At 57.0% G+C, this 16,209-nt stretch carries 17 protein-coding genes; 14 read left to right on the forward strand and 3 right to left on the reverse strand.

Annotated features, from left to right (window positions below; all coding sequences use genetic code 11):
- Window positions 1-679 precede the first annotated feature (679 nt).
- The 7 genes from IG629_RS21830 to IG629_RS21860 all read left to right on the forward strand — a co-directional run bounded on the left by IG629_RS21830 (window position 680) and on the right by IG629_RS21860 (window position 7,249).
- The gene (locus IG629_RS21830) at window positions 680-1,102 is read left to right on the forward strand and encodes a LexA family protein (RefSeq protein ID WP_193173988.1); all 423 of its coding nucleotides are present in this window, start codon (window positions 680-682) and stop codon (window positions 1,100-1,102) included.
- Window positions 1,099-2,367, forward strand: coding sequence for a Y-family DNA polymerase (locus IG629_RS21835; RefSeq protein WP_193173989.1), 1,269 nt, complete (start codon window positions 1,099-1,101; stop codon window positions 2,365-2,367). The genes IG629_RS21830 and IG629_RS21835 overlap by 4 nt, the downstream gene beginning before the upstream one ends.
- 321 nt (window positions 2,368-2,688) lie before the next feature.
- The gene (locus tag IG629_RS21840) at window positions 2,689-3,594 is read left to right on the forward strand and encodes a LysR family transcriptional regulator (RefSeq protein ID WP_193173990.1); all 906 of its coding nucleotides are present in this window, start codon (window positions 2,689-2,691) and stop codon (window positions 3,592-3,594) included.
- Window positions 3,595-3,703: 109 nt separating this feature from the next.
- A complete protein-coding gene (locus IG629_RS21845) occupies window positions 3,704-4,567 on the forward strand; it encodes a TauD/TfdA dioxygenase family protein (protein WP_193173991.1) in 864 nt (287 codons plus the stop codon).
- Window positions 4,564-6,165, forward strand: coding sequence for a GMC family oxidoreductase (locus IG629_RS21850; RefSeq protein ID WP_193173992.1), 1,602 nt, complete (start codon window positions 4,564-4,566; stop codon window positions 6,163-6,165). The genes IG629_RS21845 and IG629_RS21850 overlap by 4 nt, the downstream gene beginning before the upstream one ends.
- A 22-nt stretch (window positions 6,166-6,187) precedes the next feature.
- Window positions 6,188-6,976 (forward strand): HpcH/HpaI aldolase family protein, encoded by a 789-nt coding sequence (locus IG629_RS21855; RefSeq protein ID WP_193173993.1) that lies wholly within the window; start codon window positions 6,188-6,190, stop codon window positions 6,974-6,976.
- Window positions 6,977-6,988: 12 nt separating this feature from the next.
- A complete protein-coding gene (locus IG629_RS21860; RefSeq protein WP_193173994.1) occupies window positions 6,989-7,249 on the forward strand; it encodes an antibiotic biosynthesis monooxygenase family protein in 261 nt (86 codons plus the stop codon).
- Between the two features lie 195 nt (window positions 7,250-7,444).
- Here IG629_RS21860 and IG629_RS21865 read toward each other — a convergent pair whose 3' ends face one another.
- Window positions 7,445-7,837 (reverse strand): MerR family transcriptional regulator, encoded by a 393-nt coding sequence (locus tag IG629_RS21865; protein WP_193173995.1) that lies wholly within the window; start codon window positions 7,835-7,837, stop codon window positions 7,445-7,447.
- Between the two features lie 433 nt (window positions 7,838-8,270).
- Here IG629_RS21865 and merF point away from each other — a divergent pair, with 433 nt between their 5' ends.
- Both merF and merA read left to right on the forward strand, forming a co-directional pair.
- Window positions 8,271-8,483: a mercury resistance system transport protein MerF gene (merF, locus tag IG629_RS21870; RefSeq protein ID WP_193173996.1), complete on the forward strand. Its 213-nt coding sequence runs from the start codon at window positions 8,271-8,273 to the stop codon at window positions 8,481-8,483.
- 156 nt (window positions 8,484-8,639) lie between these two features.
- Window positions 8,640-10,064, forward strand: a complete 1,425-nt coding sequence (gene merA, locus IG629_RS21875; RefSeq protein WP_193173997.1) for a mercury(II) reductase — start codon at window positions 8,640-8,642, stop codon at window positions 10,062-10,064.
- Window positions 10,065-10,319: 255 nt separating this feature from the next.
- On the opposite strand, the gene IG629_RS21880 is transcribed toward merA, so the two are convergent.
- Both IG629_RS21880 and IG629_RS21885 read right to left on the reverse strand, forming a co-directional pair.
- Window positions 10,320-10,715 (reverse strand): WGR domain-containing protein, encoded by a 396-nt coding sequence (locus IG629_RS21880; protein ID WP_193173998.1) that lies wholly within the window; start codon window positions 10,713-10,715, stop codon window positions 10,320-10,322.
- A 218-nt stretch (window positions 10,716-10,933) separates the two neighbouring features.
- Complete coding sequence (locus IG629_RS21885; protein WP_193173999.1) at window positions 10,934-11,569, reverse strand: tyrosine-type recombinase/integrase; 636 nt, start codon at window positions 11,567-11,569, stop codon at window positions 10,934-10,936.
- 445 nt (window positions 11,570-12,014) lie between these two features.
- Between IG629_RS21885 and IG629_RS21890 the strand changes: the two genes are divergently transcribed.
- Genes IG629_RS21890 through IG629_RS21910 form a run of 5 tightly spaced genes read left to right on the forward strand, consistent with a single transcriptional unit; the run spans window position 12,015 to window position 16,148 of the window.
- Window positions 12,015-14,486, forward strand: a complete 2,472-nt coding sequence (locus IG629_RS21890; protein WP_028464257.1) for a heavy metal translocating P-type ATPase — start codon at window positions 12,015-12,017, stop codon at window positions 14,484-14,486.
- Between the two features lie 59 nt (window positions 14,487-14,545).
- On the forward strand, window positions 14,546-14,971 hold the full coding sequence (cueR, locus tag IG629_RS21895; RefSeq protein WP_036552900.1) for a Cu(I)-responsive transcriptional regulator: 426 nt from the start codon (window positions 14,546-14,548) through the stop codon (window positions 14,969-14,971).
- Between the two features lie 25 nt (window positions 14,972-14,996).
- Entirely contained in the window at window positions 14,997-15,305 is a 309-nt protein-coding gene (locus IG629_RS21900) for an SHOCT domain-containing protein (RefSeq protein ID WP_226887016.1), read from the forward strand.
- The gene (locus IG629_RS21905; protein ID WP_319025152.1) at window positions 15,302-15,781 is read left to right on the forward strand and encodes a c-type cytochrome; all 480 of its coding nucleotides are present in this window, start codon (window positions 15,302-15,304) and stop codon (window positions 15,779-15,781) included. Before IG629_RS21900 ends, IG629_RS21905 begins: the two co-directional genes overlap by 4 nt.
- A gap of 1 nt (window position 15,782) precedes the next feature.
- The gene (locus tag IG629_RS21910) at window positions 15,783-16,148 is read left to right on the forward strand and encodes a c-type cytochrome (RefSeq protein ID WP_193174000.1); all 366 of its coding nucleotides are present in this window, start codon (window positions 15,783-15,785) and stop codon (window positions 16,146-16,148) included.
- Window positions 16,149-16,209: the final 61 nt, after the last annotated feature.

Genomic DNA, 16,209 nt, shown 5'->3' on the forward strand with positions numbered 1-16,209 from the left:
GCTGTGTTTGGTCTGAATTACAAATTCAGACTGAACAGAGGGGGTGGGGCGAAGCCCCGCCCACGGTCGGCCGAGGGTCTGTCAATTGGTGCGAAAACGGCCTCTGGTGCGGCCCGCAGGCGCAGCCGAGGACACGGGGCCGTTGGAGCATGACGCGCGGAGCGCGGCGCCTGCCGATTGACAGAGCCTTGGACTACTGTTGGGGCGGACAAAGACAAAAAGGTTCAGCCTGGCTAGAGCGCAGCGGAAGCCGGGCTGTCAAATATTCAACTGGGTCCGCGCAGCGCGCGGATCTCAACATTCATACCCGGTGCCGTTTACGAGATCGGGCCACGGCCAGGTGCCGGCGTCTACGCTGCGCGATAGGGATCGTTACCCGAATGGGCGGAGACACGCTTGCGTGGCTCCGTGGAGCGACCGAAGGGAGCGGAGTAGAGCCTGGCCCCGACAGGGGATCGCCATATCTAGGGATAAACAGCATCTTATTGATTTTATTAATTAATATAATTCATACATTAGCGGTCCTTCCCATAATGTTCATTACGCGATATTTATTTTAAACTCCGTAGAATGCAACTCATCGCCCCTCCCCATCTACGCGGACCCGTGAACAAAAAAAGAACATTGACGGCCGATCCCTCTCTGTGGATTCCTGATCGACCACATAATGGAGCTATCTATGCCGGTGCCGGTCTCAATGAGCGCAACGACGCTGGGCCACGGTGAAGCAAACCTGTCGGCCGGTTTTCCCAGTCCAGCGGAAGATCATGGTGAAAACCGGATCGATCTCGCCGAAATACTGGTTCCACACCCGTCAGCCAGTTTCACGCTGCGGGTAAACGGCCACTCGATGACAAGAGCCGGCATCCATGACGGTGATCTGGCGATTGTCGATCGATCGCTGACAGCCCGGCACAATGACGTGATAGTTGCCGCTCTAGACGGTGATTTGGTCTGCAAGCGGCTGCTCATTAAACACGGCCGCACCTGGCTCGTTCCAGACTGTGAGGATCCTGCCTATAAGCCTGCAGAAGTAACCGGCCGAGACGGTTTCGAGATATGGGGTGTCATCACCGCCACTATCCGGTTTCACAGGCGATGACGGTCTTCGCGTTGGTCGATGCCAACAACTTCTATGTCTCATGCGAGCGGGTATTCAACCCGCGCCTGGAGGGTGTGCCGGTCGGCGTGCTTTCGAATAATGACGGCTGTTTCGTTGCGCGCTCGAATGAGCTGAAGGCGCTTGGCGTCAAGATGGGCGAGCCCTTGTTCAAAGTGCGCGACCTTATCCGCCGGCACAACGTCCGGGTACTGTCATCCAATTACGCGCTGTACGGCGATATGTCCGCCCGGATCGTTGATTGCCTCTCCTGCTTCACGCCAGACATCGAGATCTATTCGATTGATGAGAGTTTCCTTGACCTCACGGGCATGGAGCACCGCGACCTGATTGAATACGGACAGGGGATCCGTGCGACCGTGAAGCGCTGGACGGGTATTCCGACCTGTGTCGGCATCGGTCCGACCAAGACGCTCGCAAAACTGGCGAACTTCGCGGCAAAGAAAGCGCTGATTGACGGGACGAGCGTGTGCGATCTCCGGGACCAGGAGGTGCGGGACAAGCTGATGACGCGCACGCCGGTTGATGAAGTCTGGGGCATCGGGCGGCGATCAGCGGCAAAGCTGACCGCCCTCGGAGTTCATTCCGTCGCGGATCTTCGGGACATGGACACAAAGCGGGCACGGTCCCTCCTCACCGTCACTGGTGAGCGTATCATCCACGAGCTGCGCGGCATGGCCTGCATGTCGCTGGATTTGCTTGAGGAGCCACAAAAGGGCCTTGCCGTTACTCGCTCGTTCGGCCAACCCGTTATCGGGAAAGATGAACTGCTGTCCGCCCTGGTGACCTATGTCACGCGGGCTGGTGAAAAGCTGCGCCGCGGGGGCCTAGTCGCCGGGCATATGCAGGTTTTCGCCCGAACATCACCTTTCCGTGGTGATCCACCTTACAGCGGATCCGGACAGGCCAGTGTCTCGCCCGCAACTGATGACACGTTCGAATTGATCGGGCATGCGACACGGATACTGGACCGAATTTGGAAGCCCGGCTTTAGGTACGCCAAGGCCGGGGTAATACTTACCGACCTGACTCCGCGTGGCCAGGCTCAACCCTCCCTACTCGACCGCCGCGACACTGACCGGTCAAAGCGCCTCATGGCCGCGATGGACGCCGTGAATTCCGGCATGGGCCGGGGAACGATTAGGCCTGGCATGGCGTCGGCAACAAAGGGATGGGGGATGCGTCAGGAAAGCCGGACACCTGCTTACACGACACAGTTTGCGGATGTCCCCGTAGTGCGCGCGTGAAGGTACTTCGCAACTTTCCTGTATTGAAAGCCAAGATAGGGCGCTTTGCGCCTGATCATTCCTATTAGACCCACGCTGCGACCGCGATAGCGGGCGCACGAAAACAATAGGGCCGGGCCAATGGCCCGGCTGACAAAAGCGCGAAACTTCCGAGTGTAGTTTAGGCTGTCAAAGCGACGGGGCACGACCCAAAGCGGACTTTTAGCTTTGACGCCGGCCGTCGATTAGAAATACGAAGAATGAGGTGTGGCCAGTACTGCCTTGGTAAGTAGGGCTGCGGTGGGCGTCACCAGAATATCCAGGCCAAGGGTCAGACATTCCATGGACCGTCTACAAGCGCTTCAGCTTTTCGCCCGCGTTGTCGAGCGGGGGACGATCTCGGCAGCAGGTCGCTCGCTAGGGTTGTCGAAGACGGTAGCCTCGAAACGCCTTCAGGACTTAGAGGCTGACCTAAGCATAGGTTTGCTCAACCGCACCACTCGTCACGTTTCCGTGACCGAGGCGGGTCAGGCGCTCTATGACCGAATCATACCGATGATTCGAGACATGGATGCCATCATCGAGCAAATCTCCGAAAGCACCGAGGCGCCATCGGGCGTGCTGCGCATTCTCGCCCGGCGATCTTTCGGGATGCTGCATATCGTGCCTACCCTGCCATCCTTCCGGGCGGAGTATCCCGAGGTCTCGGTCGACCTGCATCTGACCGAGACTGTGGAGATTGCCCCGTCATATGGGACCGACATCGCCATCCGTCTGGGGCAACCGACGGAGAAGTCCCTCGATTGGCAGCGCCTGACGACCGACCGGCGCATGCTCTGTGCCAGCCCGGAATACTTTCGACACCATGCGCCTCCCGCTGACCTCAGCGACCTGGACCGCCACAATTGCCTAACCTATGGCCAAGAGGCTGAACCGGCGGTCTGGGTGTCCGAGCATCTCGGCAAACGTCGGGACATCGTGGTCACGGGGTCTCTGCGCTCCAACAGCGGGGAGGTGCTGCGCCAGGCGGCTTTGGATGGCCTCGGCCTTGCGCTCCTGCCGGAATGGATGATCGCTTGGGACGTCGCGGCAGGGCGCCTGCAAATCTGTTTCGACGACTTGCGGCTGTATCCTGCCGGCTACAGCGCGGAGATCTACGCGGTCTACAGGCGCGTTTCACGCCTGCCTGGAAAACTCGAGGCTTTCCTTGGTCATCTCCAGAGGCATCTGGGCACCCATCTCAACTAATTGTCCCGATAATCGGGAGGGTATTTCCTGTATTATCCTACTTTCGCGGAGGAGCGTGTTGCGTCACGGTTTGGTCAGCAAATAACGTTCTACGGATTGGGGGAACGCCATGATTGGGACCAAGCAGATGCATCCGCTCTTAGCGGCCGAAATCACCGGGCTGGACGTGTCGGCACCGATCCCGGAAGCGGTGTTCTCCGAGATAAATGAAGCATTCCGCCGACATTCGGTTCTTGTCTTTCGTGATCAACCGATCACCGATGACCAGCAAATCGCTTTCAGCGAGCGCTTCGGGGATTTGGAGACCACGAAAGTCGGTACTGTGGGAACGGGCAGCAAGCTGATCGTGCTGTCCAACATGGATGCCGATGGCACCGTCGTGCCGCCGAGCGACCGGCAGTCTCTGAACAATCGAGCCAACCGTTCCTGGCATGCCGACAGCTCCTTCAAGGCGGTGCCGGCCATGGCCTCGATGTTGTCAGCCCGTATCATCCCGTCCAAGGGCGGCGACACCGAGTATATCAGCATGCGGGCGGTCTATGCGGAGCTGCCCGACCGGTTGAAGCAGGCGGTCGAGGGCAAGGTCGTGGTTCATGACTACGCCTATTCCCGTTCCAAGATTGACCCGAACCTGGTGACCGACGAGGAACGTGCGGCGGTACCGCCGGTCCGCCAGGCGATGGTGATTGACCACGGGTCCGATCTTGGCAGATCGTTGTATCTTGGTGCCCATGCGGCGCGGGTCGAAGGTATGCCGGAAGACGAAGGGCGGGCTTTGATCGACGAGCTGATGGCATTCGCCACGCAGGAGCGGTTCGTTTATGCGCACAAATGGCGACCCCTTGACCTGATCCTTTGGGACAACAGGGCTGTCATCCATCGGGCGACACCGTTCGAGAGTGCGACCGAGAAGCGCCTAATGGTGCGCACGACCATCGCCGGCGAAGCGCCGACTTTGGCGGCGGTTGGGTGAGCGAGACCGCTGACTACGTGATCGTCGGGGCCGGCACTGCCGGCTGCGTCCTGGCGAACCGGCTGAGCGCCGATCCCAATATCCGCGTGCTCCTGCTGGAGGCCGGCGGCAGCGACCGCCATCCTTATGTCCAGGCTCCGGTCGGATTCCTGAAGACTTTCCAGGATCCGCGATTCAACTGGTGTTTCTCGACGGCGCCTGGAGCCGGTGTCGACGGTCGCGCAATCTTCTTTCCGCGCGGACGCGTCCTCGGCGGATCGAGTTCGATCAACGGCCACCTGTACGTTCGCGGCCAGCACCGGGACTTCGACACCTGGGCGCAGCTTGGCAATCGCGGCTGGGCCTATGAGGATGTCCTGCCCTATTTCCGCCGGGCGGAGGACCGCTCGACCGGCGGCGACGCCTACCATGGCGCCGGCGGACCGCAGCACGTCTCCGACATCCATGAACGGCACCCGATCTGCGAGGCCTTCATCGACGGGGCCGAGAGCCTCGGGCTACCGCGCAACTCCGACTATAATGGTATGCGTCAGGAAGGCCTGGCGTATTACCAGCGCACGATCCGCAGCGGCAAACGCCATAGTGCGGCGAGCGGCTTCCTGCACCCAGTGCGCAACCGGCCGAACCTCGAGGTCGTCAGCCATGCTCATGTGGAGCGTGTGGTGTTCGAGGGGCGCCGGGCGGTTGGGGTGCGCTATCGCCGGTATGGACAATCACACACCGCGACTGCGGCGCAGGAGGTCATTCTGGCGGCCGGTGCGATCGGTAGCCCGCAATTGCTGCAGGTCTCGGGTATCGGAGACCCCGAGCACCTGCGCGGAATCGGCGTCGACATCGTCCATGCACTGCCGTCGGTCGGGCAGGGCCTCCAGGATCACTACGCAGTCCGGGTCGTGCATCGGGTGACGCGGCCGATCACGTTAAACGAACGCGCCCGTGGGCCCCGCCTGCTTTGGGAGATCGGGCGATGGCTGGCAACCGGCAAGGGGCTGCTCGCCTTCAGCCCGGCCCATGTCGGTGCCTTTGTGCGATCTTCCGACGAACTTGAGGAACCCGATCTTCAGTTCGTCTTCACACCGGCAAGCTACTCGGATGGCGTCATCGGGCAGCTGCAGCGCGAGCCGGGCATGACCCTCGGCGTGTGGCAGATGCGCCCCCACAGCACCGGGCATGTCCGGGCGCTGTCTTCGGATACCGATGATGCGCCGGAAATCCAGCCAAACTATCTGACGGACCTGGCCGACCAGCGAGCAATCGTCCAAGGGATTCGTTGGGGCCGAAAGCTGCTGTCGAGTGACGACCTTGAGCAGTATCGCGGGCCGGAGACCCTTCCTGGTCCGGACATTCGGACGGACGACGAATTGCTCGCCTATGCCCGGGCGAAGGGGGCCACAGTCTACCACGCGGTCAGCACCTGCCGGATGGGCACCGATGCAGGTGCCGTTGTCGACCCGACCCTGAGGGTCTGCGGTGTCGAGGGTCTGCGCGTGGTTGATGCCTCGGTCATGCCAACAATGGTTTCGGCCAACACCAATGCCGCCACAATGATGATCGCCGAGAAGGCGTCCGATCTGATCCTGGAAAAGGCAGCACCATGACGAGAAAAGAGGAGAGTACCCGATGATTGATATCAGGAATCACGCGTTGGACCGGCTGCGGGCTGGCGAGCTGTCGCTCGGTGTGGGGCTGCGCCAGGCGCGGACCGTTGACATCGCTAAAGCGATGAAAACCGCAGGGTTTGACTGGCTGTTCATCGACATGGAACACAACGCCATGGACGTCGACATGGCGGTGCAGATCTGTGTCGCGGCGCAGGATGCCGGGATCACGCCAATCGTGCGCGTGCCCGGCTTCCAGCATTTCCACGCCACCCGTGTGCTCGACGGCGGAGCTCAGGGCATTGTAGTGCCCCATGTGGACGACGCGGAGACCGCCGCGCAGATGGTAAGCAATGTCCGCTATCCGCCGCTCGGTCACCGTTCTGTGACCGGGGCGCTGCCGCAGCTCGACTTCGTCTCGCACGCAATGGCCGAAACGGCAGAAGCCGTGAACCGCGAGACCCTGCTGGTGCTTATGCTGGAAACGCCGACAGCGATCGCCAATGCCGACGCCATCGCAGCCGTGCCCGGCGTCGATGCCCTGCTGATCGGCACCAGCGACCTGACGATGGAGATGGGGATCCCCGGCCAGTTCGACCATCAGGACGTGATCGCGGCCTATGAGACCGTGATCGCCGCTTGCCGGAAGCACGGAAAACACCCGGGCATGGGCGGCGTCTACGATCCGGCGAACATGCAGCGCTATATTTCGATAGGCGCTCGTCTGATCCTGTCAGGTAGCGATTTCTCTTTCCTGATGGCGGGTGCGCGGGCGCAGGCGTCAGCAGTCCGGGCGATGAGCCCTTCATAGCGGACCGGCTGAGTGCCATCTGGAAGACTTGGGATTCCAAGCTCGACTAAGGTGCCGGGCTTCGTCGAGTTCCGCCTGCTCAAAGGCCCCGAAGCCGAAGACCACACCCTCTACGCCTCGGACACGCTGTGGAAGGATTACGATTCCTTCATCGCCTGGACGAAATCCGACCATTTCCGTAAGGCGCATGCCAATGCGGGCAATGCCGACCGGAAGCCGCTCTATCAGGGCCACACGCAGTTCGAGGGTTTAGAAGATTTGAGCGCGATTTGAGATGCATGGAGCACCGTGCCCGGACGCGGAGCGGCGCTTTATGTAAGGGGATCGAGTGCCGTAAAACGGGAAATGTTGCAGATGACTGCTTCCGCCCCAAAGCGGCCAGTCAGTTGAAGCTACGCGGACAAAGTGGCCGTGCGAAGAATGTCGCAAATGTTTCATACATTCTATTATGCGGCCATCAGGTAAAAGCTAACCACGAAAAAGCTCTTTTAGCATCGGGCAATCTTTTCGACCTTTGCGACACGATGCAACAAGCTCACGCAACGCCTGTTCCATATGTCTAAGGTCGGCAATCTTCGCACGCACAAGCGTCAAATTCTCACTACCAATTTTTCCTGCCTCCTCGCAGGTCGATGCGTCTGAATGGGAAAGTTCCAACAGCGTTCGAATGTCTGAGATTGAGAACCCAAGCTCTCTGCTCCGCTTCACGAAACGCAATCGAGAAACAATCTCTGGGTCATAATCACGACGGCCAGCCGCCGTTCGTGCTGGCTTTGGTGTGATGCCCTCCCGTTCGTAATAGCGAATGGTTTCGATACTCACTCCACTTAACTCTGATGCCTTGCCGATAGGCCAACCCATTTTCTTCTTGCTCCTGTAGTTACTACAGAAGTCATAATTGAAATATGAAGCAAACGGAACATTCAATTTCAGCGCCGCAAACCAATGACGGTGGGCTAACGTCTGCCGTCACTGGCGGCGCAATCCTACTGGCTGGCTTGTCAGCATCATGCTGTATTTTGCCCTTGGCGTTATCGATAGTCGGTCTGGGCGGCTCTTGGCTGTCCTTCCTTGGCCCGTTTGTGCGCTATCGCGAAATCATCCTGTTGGTCGTTGCTGTGACACTCGTTTGGTCTTGGGTAAAGCTCTGGCGCTCACCATGCGGCATCACTGGTAATCGGAATAATACGATTTTCACTGCGATTGCGACGCTTGTTTTCCTCGGCGCTCTTAGTGCGCCCCTCTGGGAAAATGAGGTCGCCCGCTCCCTCTGGGACGTTTTAAGGAATCAGTCATGAATAACAATAAACTGCTAGCAACAGGGCTTATCGGCACTGTCATTGCTGCCCTGTGCTGCTTCACACCCGTGTTGGTCGTACTGCTTGGCGCGGTCAGTCTTTCAGCGATTGTTGGCTATCTCGACATCGTTCTTCTGCCCGCGCTCGCCATTTTCATTGGCATCACGATTTATGCTGTATGGCGCAAAACGCGCCCTTCAACCCAATAAAACAAAAAGGAATAATAGATGATGATCGAATGTTTTTCAGCAATGGCTGGATTTGGGAATGTTGGAACATTCACAATAATTGTGGCGCTTCTCGCTTCCGGTGCAACCTACCTTTTTATGAAACAATCACCGCTCAAGAGAGAAGAAGTATAAAACATGGCTGATTGTTGTGGGCCTAAAGGCGAGAAATTCGATGTTGCTGTCATCGGCGCGGGGTCGGCGGGATTTTCTGCGGCCATCACGGCTGCCGATGAAGGGGCAAGAGTTGCTCTGATTGGATTTGGAACAATCGGGGGAACGTGTGTCAATGTCGGGTGCGTTCCGTCAAAAGCACTGATACGCGCTGCTGAAGTGCTTCATGTAGGACAGGCAGCAGACCGTTTCGACGGAATTGAGGCCACATCTCAGGTGTCAGATTGGGCTGCAACTGTTCAGCAAAAACAAGCACTGGTCGATGATCTTCGCAAAGCGAAATACAGCGACCTTCTGCCCGCCTATGATGCTATTTCCTATCTTGAAGGAGAGGCAAAATTTTCCGATGACGGAACGCTCTCTGCTGGCGGCAATGTCATAGACGCAAAGAAGGTCATCATCGCAACAGGGTCACGGCCTGCTTTACCCTCAATCAAGGGCATCGAAAGCATTTCCTATCTGAGCAGCACGACCGCTCTTGAACTGGAAACACTACCTGAATCTCTTTTGGTTATCGGCGCGGGCTATATCGGCGCGGAAATTGCTCAAGTATTTGCCCGTGCAGGCGTGAAAGTAACGCTGATTAGCCGACGTGGATTATTACCTGAAGCTGAACCCGAAATCGGTGAAGCTCTGACAAACTATTTTGAAAATGAAGGCATCGAAGTCGTCAGCGGCATTTCCTATGAACACATCAAAGAGCGGAATGGCTCTGTCATTTTGAGCGTACAGGACAAGGGAGTTACCCGCGAAATTTCATCTGAAAAAGTTCTGGTCGCAACAGGGCGTGCGCCAAATGTGGAAAGCCTCAATCTCGGCTTGGCTGGTATCGAGTTGAACGAAGTTGGCGGGGTAAAAGTCGATGAAAGGCTGCGCACTACGCGCGAAAACGTCTATGCAGCGGGTGATGTCACAGGACGTGACCAGTTCGTTTACATGGCTGCCTATGGCGCGAAAATCGCCGCAAAGAATGCGCTGAACAGTAACCCGGTATCTTACGATAATTCAGCCATGCCCGCTGTGGTCTTCACCGACCCGCAAATTGCCAGTGTTGGCCTCACCGAAGCGCAAGCAAGGCAACAGGGCTCGGACATTCGCACCTCTGTTCTCACTCTCGACAATGTGCCCCGTGCATTGGCCGCTCGTGACACACGTGGCCTAATAAAGTTGGTAGCAGACGCGAAAACGAAAAAGCTGGTCGGTGCGCATATTCTTGCGCCCGAAGGTTCTGACAGCATTCAAACTGCAGCTTTGGCTATCAAAATGGGTATGACGTATGAAGACCTTGGGGCGATGATTTTTCCCTACCTGACAACAGTGGAAGGATTGAAGCTTGCTGCTCAGACTTTCGACATGGACGTAAAAAAATTATCCTGTTGCGCAGGGTAATTTGTCGCAAAAAACATCCATTGTGCAACGTTCTAACTGCTTAAAACCAAACCAATAGCTCGAGTGTCGCAAATAGTGGCCGCAATACTCGAGCCAACGACCGACTTGAGCTCGAAAAGCCGCCTTTCGCTGTAAAGCCAACGAATAACGGAACCTGGCTTGGCGTTGTCGTCGTGCGCCTCGGTGCGAATGTCCGCTCCCCACCCGAAGCCTAACGCCTATTCGGCACAACAGGATGAGAAGCAGTCGAGTTCCTTAAGCGGCGAACAATGGTAGCTCGACCGGCTCGAGATAGGGCTTTCGCTGCTTAATGCGCGAATTGACGGCCCCGCGCTGATCGGCACCGCCGGCTTTTTGCCAATGACTTACCAATGGCGCGCATTCGCCGTTCGCCATCGTGAGCACATAAGCACTTCCGAGACGCCTCCGTGCGGATAGGCGCCGGCGTAGAGCGCAAGTGGCGATGCGATTTGCTTCATCCAGGTTGCTGGCTACAGAAACAACATCCCGAAGTTTGGATCCATGTCGGCCAAACCGTGCCGTTACCGTAATATCGCCAAATAGATCATGGTCGATCTCAAGCTCGTAAACCCGGTTGCGATTTTGCTCGGAATCAATGAGGCGCAGACGAAGGTAAACAAGTGAAAGCATAACCAGATTTTATCATGCTCAGAACAAAACATGAATCGCCTAATTTGGCTCTTTTGCAATTACCTGTTTTGGCGATCATATCTGAAGGGTTTTTCTGCGGTCGAAAAAGTAGTGGTTGCCCATTCCGTGTAGCGGTGACTGTTGCTCCGGAGCGTCCAATGGGCAAACACCTACAGGATGAGGACCGCCGCTCGCAGTTCACGAGCGGCGGCTGTTCCTCATAATTCGACCTGCTCTGATATCGCCAATGCGTCTTCGACCTCTATACCGAGGTAGCGCACCGTGCTCTCAAGCTTCGTGTGACCGAGTAGAAGCTGAACGGCCCGCAAGTTTCCGGTCTTGCGATAGATCTGAGCCGCTTTGGTCCGGCGCATGGTGTGCGTCCCATAAGCCGAGCTATCGAGACCGGCGCTCTCGACCCAGCCATGTACAATCCGGGCGTATTGGCGCGTCGACAAGTGAGCGCTCTTGCGGAGCCGGCTGATGAAGAGATAGTCGCCGGGACGTCGTCCGGCTTGGTCTATCCATGCGGCCAGTGCGTTCCGGGTTGCCGCTGTCATCTCAAACTGGACAGGACGTGCGGTCTTCTGTTGAACAACTGTCGTGCGCTCGCGAATACGACCGTCGGACAGAATATCATCGACCCGCAGGCTCACCAGGTCGCAAGCCCGCAGCTTGCTGTCGATAGCGAGATTGAACAAAGCGAGGTCACGCAAGCTCCCCGCTATCTCAAGCCTCACCCGGATTGACCAGACATCCTTCGGCTTGAGTGGCCGCTTCTGGCCGACCAATCTTCCCTTGTTCCAGGGTGTACGCAGTGAGGAACTTCCAAAATCATCATGGTCGGTAAGCATCGTCGCATCCTCTCAAAAGAATGCTCCTTACCTCCTGTCACGGGATTCAATGCCTTCGCGCTCATCTTGGCAACAGGCGACCCAAAGCGGGCAGTGGTGCTGCGCGATAGGGATCGTTTCGGCATGGGCGGAGACCCGCTTGCGGGGCTCCGTGGAGCGACCGAAGGACGCGGAATAGAGCCCGGACCCAACGGGGATCGCCAAACAAGCCCGGATAAGATCGAAACTTATAACGTCATAACGCATTGATAGTATTATTAATTTTTTAAAAACTTCTCATAATTTAAGCAAGCAGCCCACAGTTAAGGCATGTTCTTACAGCTGCCACCAAAAACCATCGATCTAACTATCTAAAAAATTCCCATCATATCTCTTGACCCTCCACCAACTGGAAGGACCAGAGTCAATTATCATCAAACTAAATAGATCTGGAAGCGAGCAGACTATGGTCAATTTGTCGTCAGAAACGCGGAGTTCCGGGAAGACGATTGTTACCCGGGATCCGGTGTGCGGCATGATTGTCGAGCATAGAAAAGATGATCTGACACTCAATCATGCGGGTCACCTGTATCACTTTTGCAATCCAAAATGCCTGACCAAGTTCCAGTCCGACCCCGAGAGTTATCTGAGGAGCGAGGACCCGGTCTGCGGCATGTCGGTTGACCACTCCAGTGCCGCGCATATGCAAAAACATGGCGGGGAGAAATTTTATTTCTGCTCGTCCTTGTGCGAAGACAAATTCCTGGCAGCTCCCGATACATATATGACCGGCAGGCCAGCGCATGAGCCGATGCCGGAAGATACCCTCTTCACCTGTCCGATGGATCCAGAGATCATTCAAGAAGGCCCCGGAGACTGTCCGATCTGCGGCATGGCGCTTGAACCGTTGTTGCCCTCGGCCGACGCGGGCCCAAACCCTGAACTGATCGATTTCACCAAGCGATTCTGGGTTGGTGCGATCCTGACTCTACCCGTTCTGGTTTTGGCCATGGGGCCACACTTAGGCATACCGGTTCGCGAATGGCTCGGCGAACAGATGGCGAGTTGGGCTGAACTCGTTCTGGCAACGCCGGTCATACTCTGGTCCGGCTGGCCATTTTTCGTGCGTGGCTGGAAATCGTTCCTCTCCCGAAACCTGAACATGTTTTCCCTGATCGCACTCGGTGTCGGGGCGGCATATGGTTTCAGTTTGATTGCAACGATTCTGCCACAGACGTTCCCCGATGGCTTCAGAAACAGTGACGGGTCGGTCGGTGTCTATTACGAGGCCGGAGCGGTCATCGTGATTCTGGTTCTACTCGGTCAGATCATGGAACTGTCCGCTCGAGAAAAGACGTCGGGAGCAATCAAAGCCCTGCTGAGCCTTGCGGCAAAGACTGCGATCATTGTCCGGGACGATGGAACAGAGGAAGAGATTGATCTTGATCAAGTGGTCGTCGGCAACCGGTTACGCGTCCGACCGGGAGAAAAGGTTCCCGTCGATGGCGTCGTCCATGAAGGTCGCACATCGATTGACGAGTCGATGATCTCCGGCGAGTCTATTCCCACGGAGAAATCATCCGGAGACACCGTGACCGGCGCGACGATCAACCAGTCGGGTTCGATCATCATGGAAGCGCGTCGCGTCGGCAAGGACACCCTGCTCAGCCAAATCGTCGACATGGTGAGTCAGGCGCAACGCAGCAGAGCGCCGATTCAGCGGCTAGCTGACACCGTGGCCGGATGGTTTGTCCCTGCTGTCATCTTGATAGCGGCCACGGCTTTTGCTGCTTGGTCAATATGGGGCCCGCCACCGGCCATGGCCTATGCATTGGTTGTCGCCGTTTCGGTGCTGATCATTGCTTGCCCCTGTGCGCTCGGGCTCGCAACGCCGATGTCCATCATGACTGCGACGGGCCGAGGCGCAGAAGCTGGCGTGCTTATCAAGAACGCCGAGGCTCTCGAACGGTTTTCCGCTGTCTCTATACTGGTTGTGGACAAGACGGGCACTCTGACCGAGGGGCGCCCAAAGCTGGTTGCTGTGGAAACTGCGGAAGGATTTGACGAAACTGAGCTTCTGACGCTCGCGGCAAGCTTGGAGCGCGGCTCGGAACACCCCCTTGCCGAAGCCATCGTGAAGGGCGCAAAGGAAAGAGGTCTTACTCTACGCTCTGTCGGTGAGTTTGAAGCAATCACGGGTATGGGGGTGGTCGGCAGTATCGACGGAACTGAGGTCGCTCTCGGCAACGAAAGACTTCTTTCAAAACGAAACATTGAAACCGGAGAACTGGGCGAGGCGATCAAGGCCCGTCAAAATGACGGCGAGACAGTGATGTTCGTCGTAATTGACAAAAAGGCGGCCGGTCTTATCGCAGTGGCAGACCCGATAAAGGAAACTACACCGGCAGCACTCAAGGCGCTGCGGGATGCCGGGCTACGGATTCTTATGGCGACTGGCGACAACGCCAGGACCGCGAAAGCGGTCGCCGATCGCCTTGGAATTGCGGAGTTTCGCGCTGATGTCTTGCCGGAAGACAAGGTCAACATCGTCCGGGAGCACCAAGGGCAGGGCCAAAAGGTTGCAATGGCTGGCGACGGTGTGAACGACGCGCCGGCGCTGGCACAGGCGGATGTCGGCATTGCAATGGGTACCGGAGCCGATGTTGCAATCGAGAGCGCTGGATTCACGCTGGTAAAGGGCGATCTACAGGGCATCGTACGAGCGCGTCACCTGTCGACGGCGACGATGCGAAACATCCGTCAAAACCTGTTCTTTGCCTTTATCTACAACGCAGCCGGCGTGCCGATCGCTGCGGGTGTGCTCTATCCTGTTTTTGGGATTCTGTTGTCTCCAATCCTTGCGGCGGCAGCCATGAGCCTTTCGTCGCTTTCCGTGGTCGGCAACGCGCTGCGTCTCAAACGAGTCCGGCTAAAGTAAGGCTACGTGGCACCTTACTGGGCCGCACACATCCGGCGCTTACAGCTCGTGAGGAAAAAATGAGCATTCTCAAGAATATAGGTCAAGCATCAAGGGCGTCGAACCTGCCGGTCAAGACAATCCGCTACTACGAGGATATCGGTTTGGTTGTGGCTCCACGCTCCGAGAACGGTTACCGGCAGTATGGAGACATCGAGATCCACAAATTGCGCTTTGTTCAAAGAGCCCGGAGTCTTGGTTTCTGCGTCGATGATTGTCGAACGCTTCTGTCGCTTTATGAGGACTCGGGGAGGAGCAGTGCCGACGTGAAGAGACTTGCCCAGAAAAACCTAGATGAGATCGAGGTGAAGATCGTCGAATTGAGAAATCTCCGTGAGGTTCTTGTTCACCTTCTCGATCATTGCGCTGGGGACGATCGCCCTGAATGTCCGATTATCAACGATCTTTCCGGCGACGGTAGCTCCGGGAACCTTATACGTCACTAGGCTCACGCACACGGGAGGACAAAACATGCTAATCCGACAAGGTATCTGCAGCCTAACTGCTTTAGCTGGATCAGCGGCCCTCGCGCGCACCGCGACAGCAGCTCCAGGCGACGGTTTCTACGGCGAACACATGATATACGGCGGCTGGTTCATGGGGCCATTCATGATGCTGGTCGCGCTTGGACTGATCATTGTCGCAATTGTTGTCGTCAGCCGCTTGTTCGGGTCTGGAAGCAGTGCCGGTTCCGCCTTGCGCATCCTTGAAGAGCGTTTCGCACGAGGGGAAATCGACAGAGAAGAGTTCGAGGATCGAAAGAAGGCTCTTTCGCGGTGAAGGCCCGAAACATCGTACTCGGGGCCGCTGCGATCGTCGCGATTATCGGAACCGGCTTGGCCGCTTTTTATTGGCAGGGACAGAACAATACGTCGGCCCCCGCGTTGGATACCAACAATCCGGAGCTCGTGACCGCCGGGAAAATCATCTACGCCGAAAATTGCGCAGTTTGCCACGGACAGAATCTGGAGGGGCAGCCGTCCTGGAGACAAAGAAGAGCGGACGGGCGGCTACCCGCACCGCCTCACGATAAGAGCGGCCATACGTGGCATCACCCGGATCGCATCATCTTCGAACTGACAAAATTCGGTCCGGCCGTTTTGGTGGGTAACGGTTACGAGAGCGACATGCCCGGCTTTGACGAGATCCTCGACGACCGTAGCATCGTCGCCGTGCTGTCTTTCATCAAGAGTACCTGGCCACGGGAAATTCAGCAAAGGCAACAGAAAGTCACGCGTTCGGACAAGGGAGAATAATTTGCGCGTCCTTATATCGACTGCGATTGCGTTAGTGGTTCTGTCCACTTCCGCATGGAGCCAGGAGGTCAGACAACCGGACCTGAAAGGCGCGGCAGTATTTGGGAAAATCGCTTACGACAAATTCTGCGCAGCATGCCATGGAATAAATGGCGTGGGGACCGACAAGGGTCCTCCATTCCTGCATCGTGTATATGCGGCGGGCCACCATAGCGACGAATCCTTCTATCTCGCAGCCCTGCGCGGCGCACGAGCCCATCATTGGCAGTTCGGAGATATGAAGCCCGTTAATGGCGTGACCGAGAAGCAAGTCGAGATGATCGTTAAGTACGTTCGCGCTCTGCAACTTGCAAACGGGATCCGGTGAGAGAATGAGGAGTAGCGAAAGTGTTTCTGTACGCTTTCTTCTTGATCTGGATCAAGGCACC

The sequence above is a fragment of the Nisaea nitritireducens genome (genome assembly GCF_014904795.1).
Lineage (GTDB): Bacteria > Pseudomonadota > Alphaproteobacteria > Thalassobaculales > Thalassobaculaceae > Nisaea > Nisaea nitritireducens.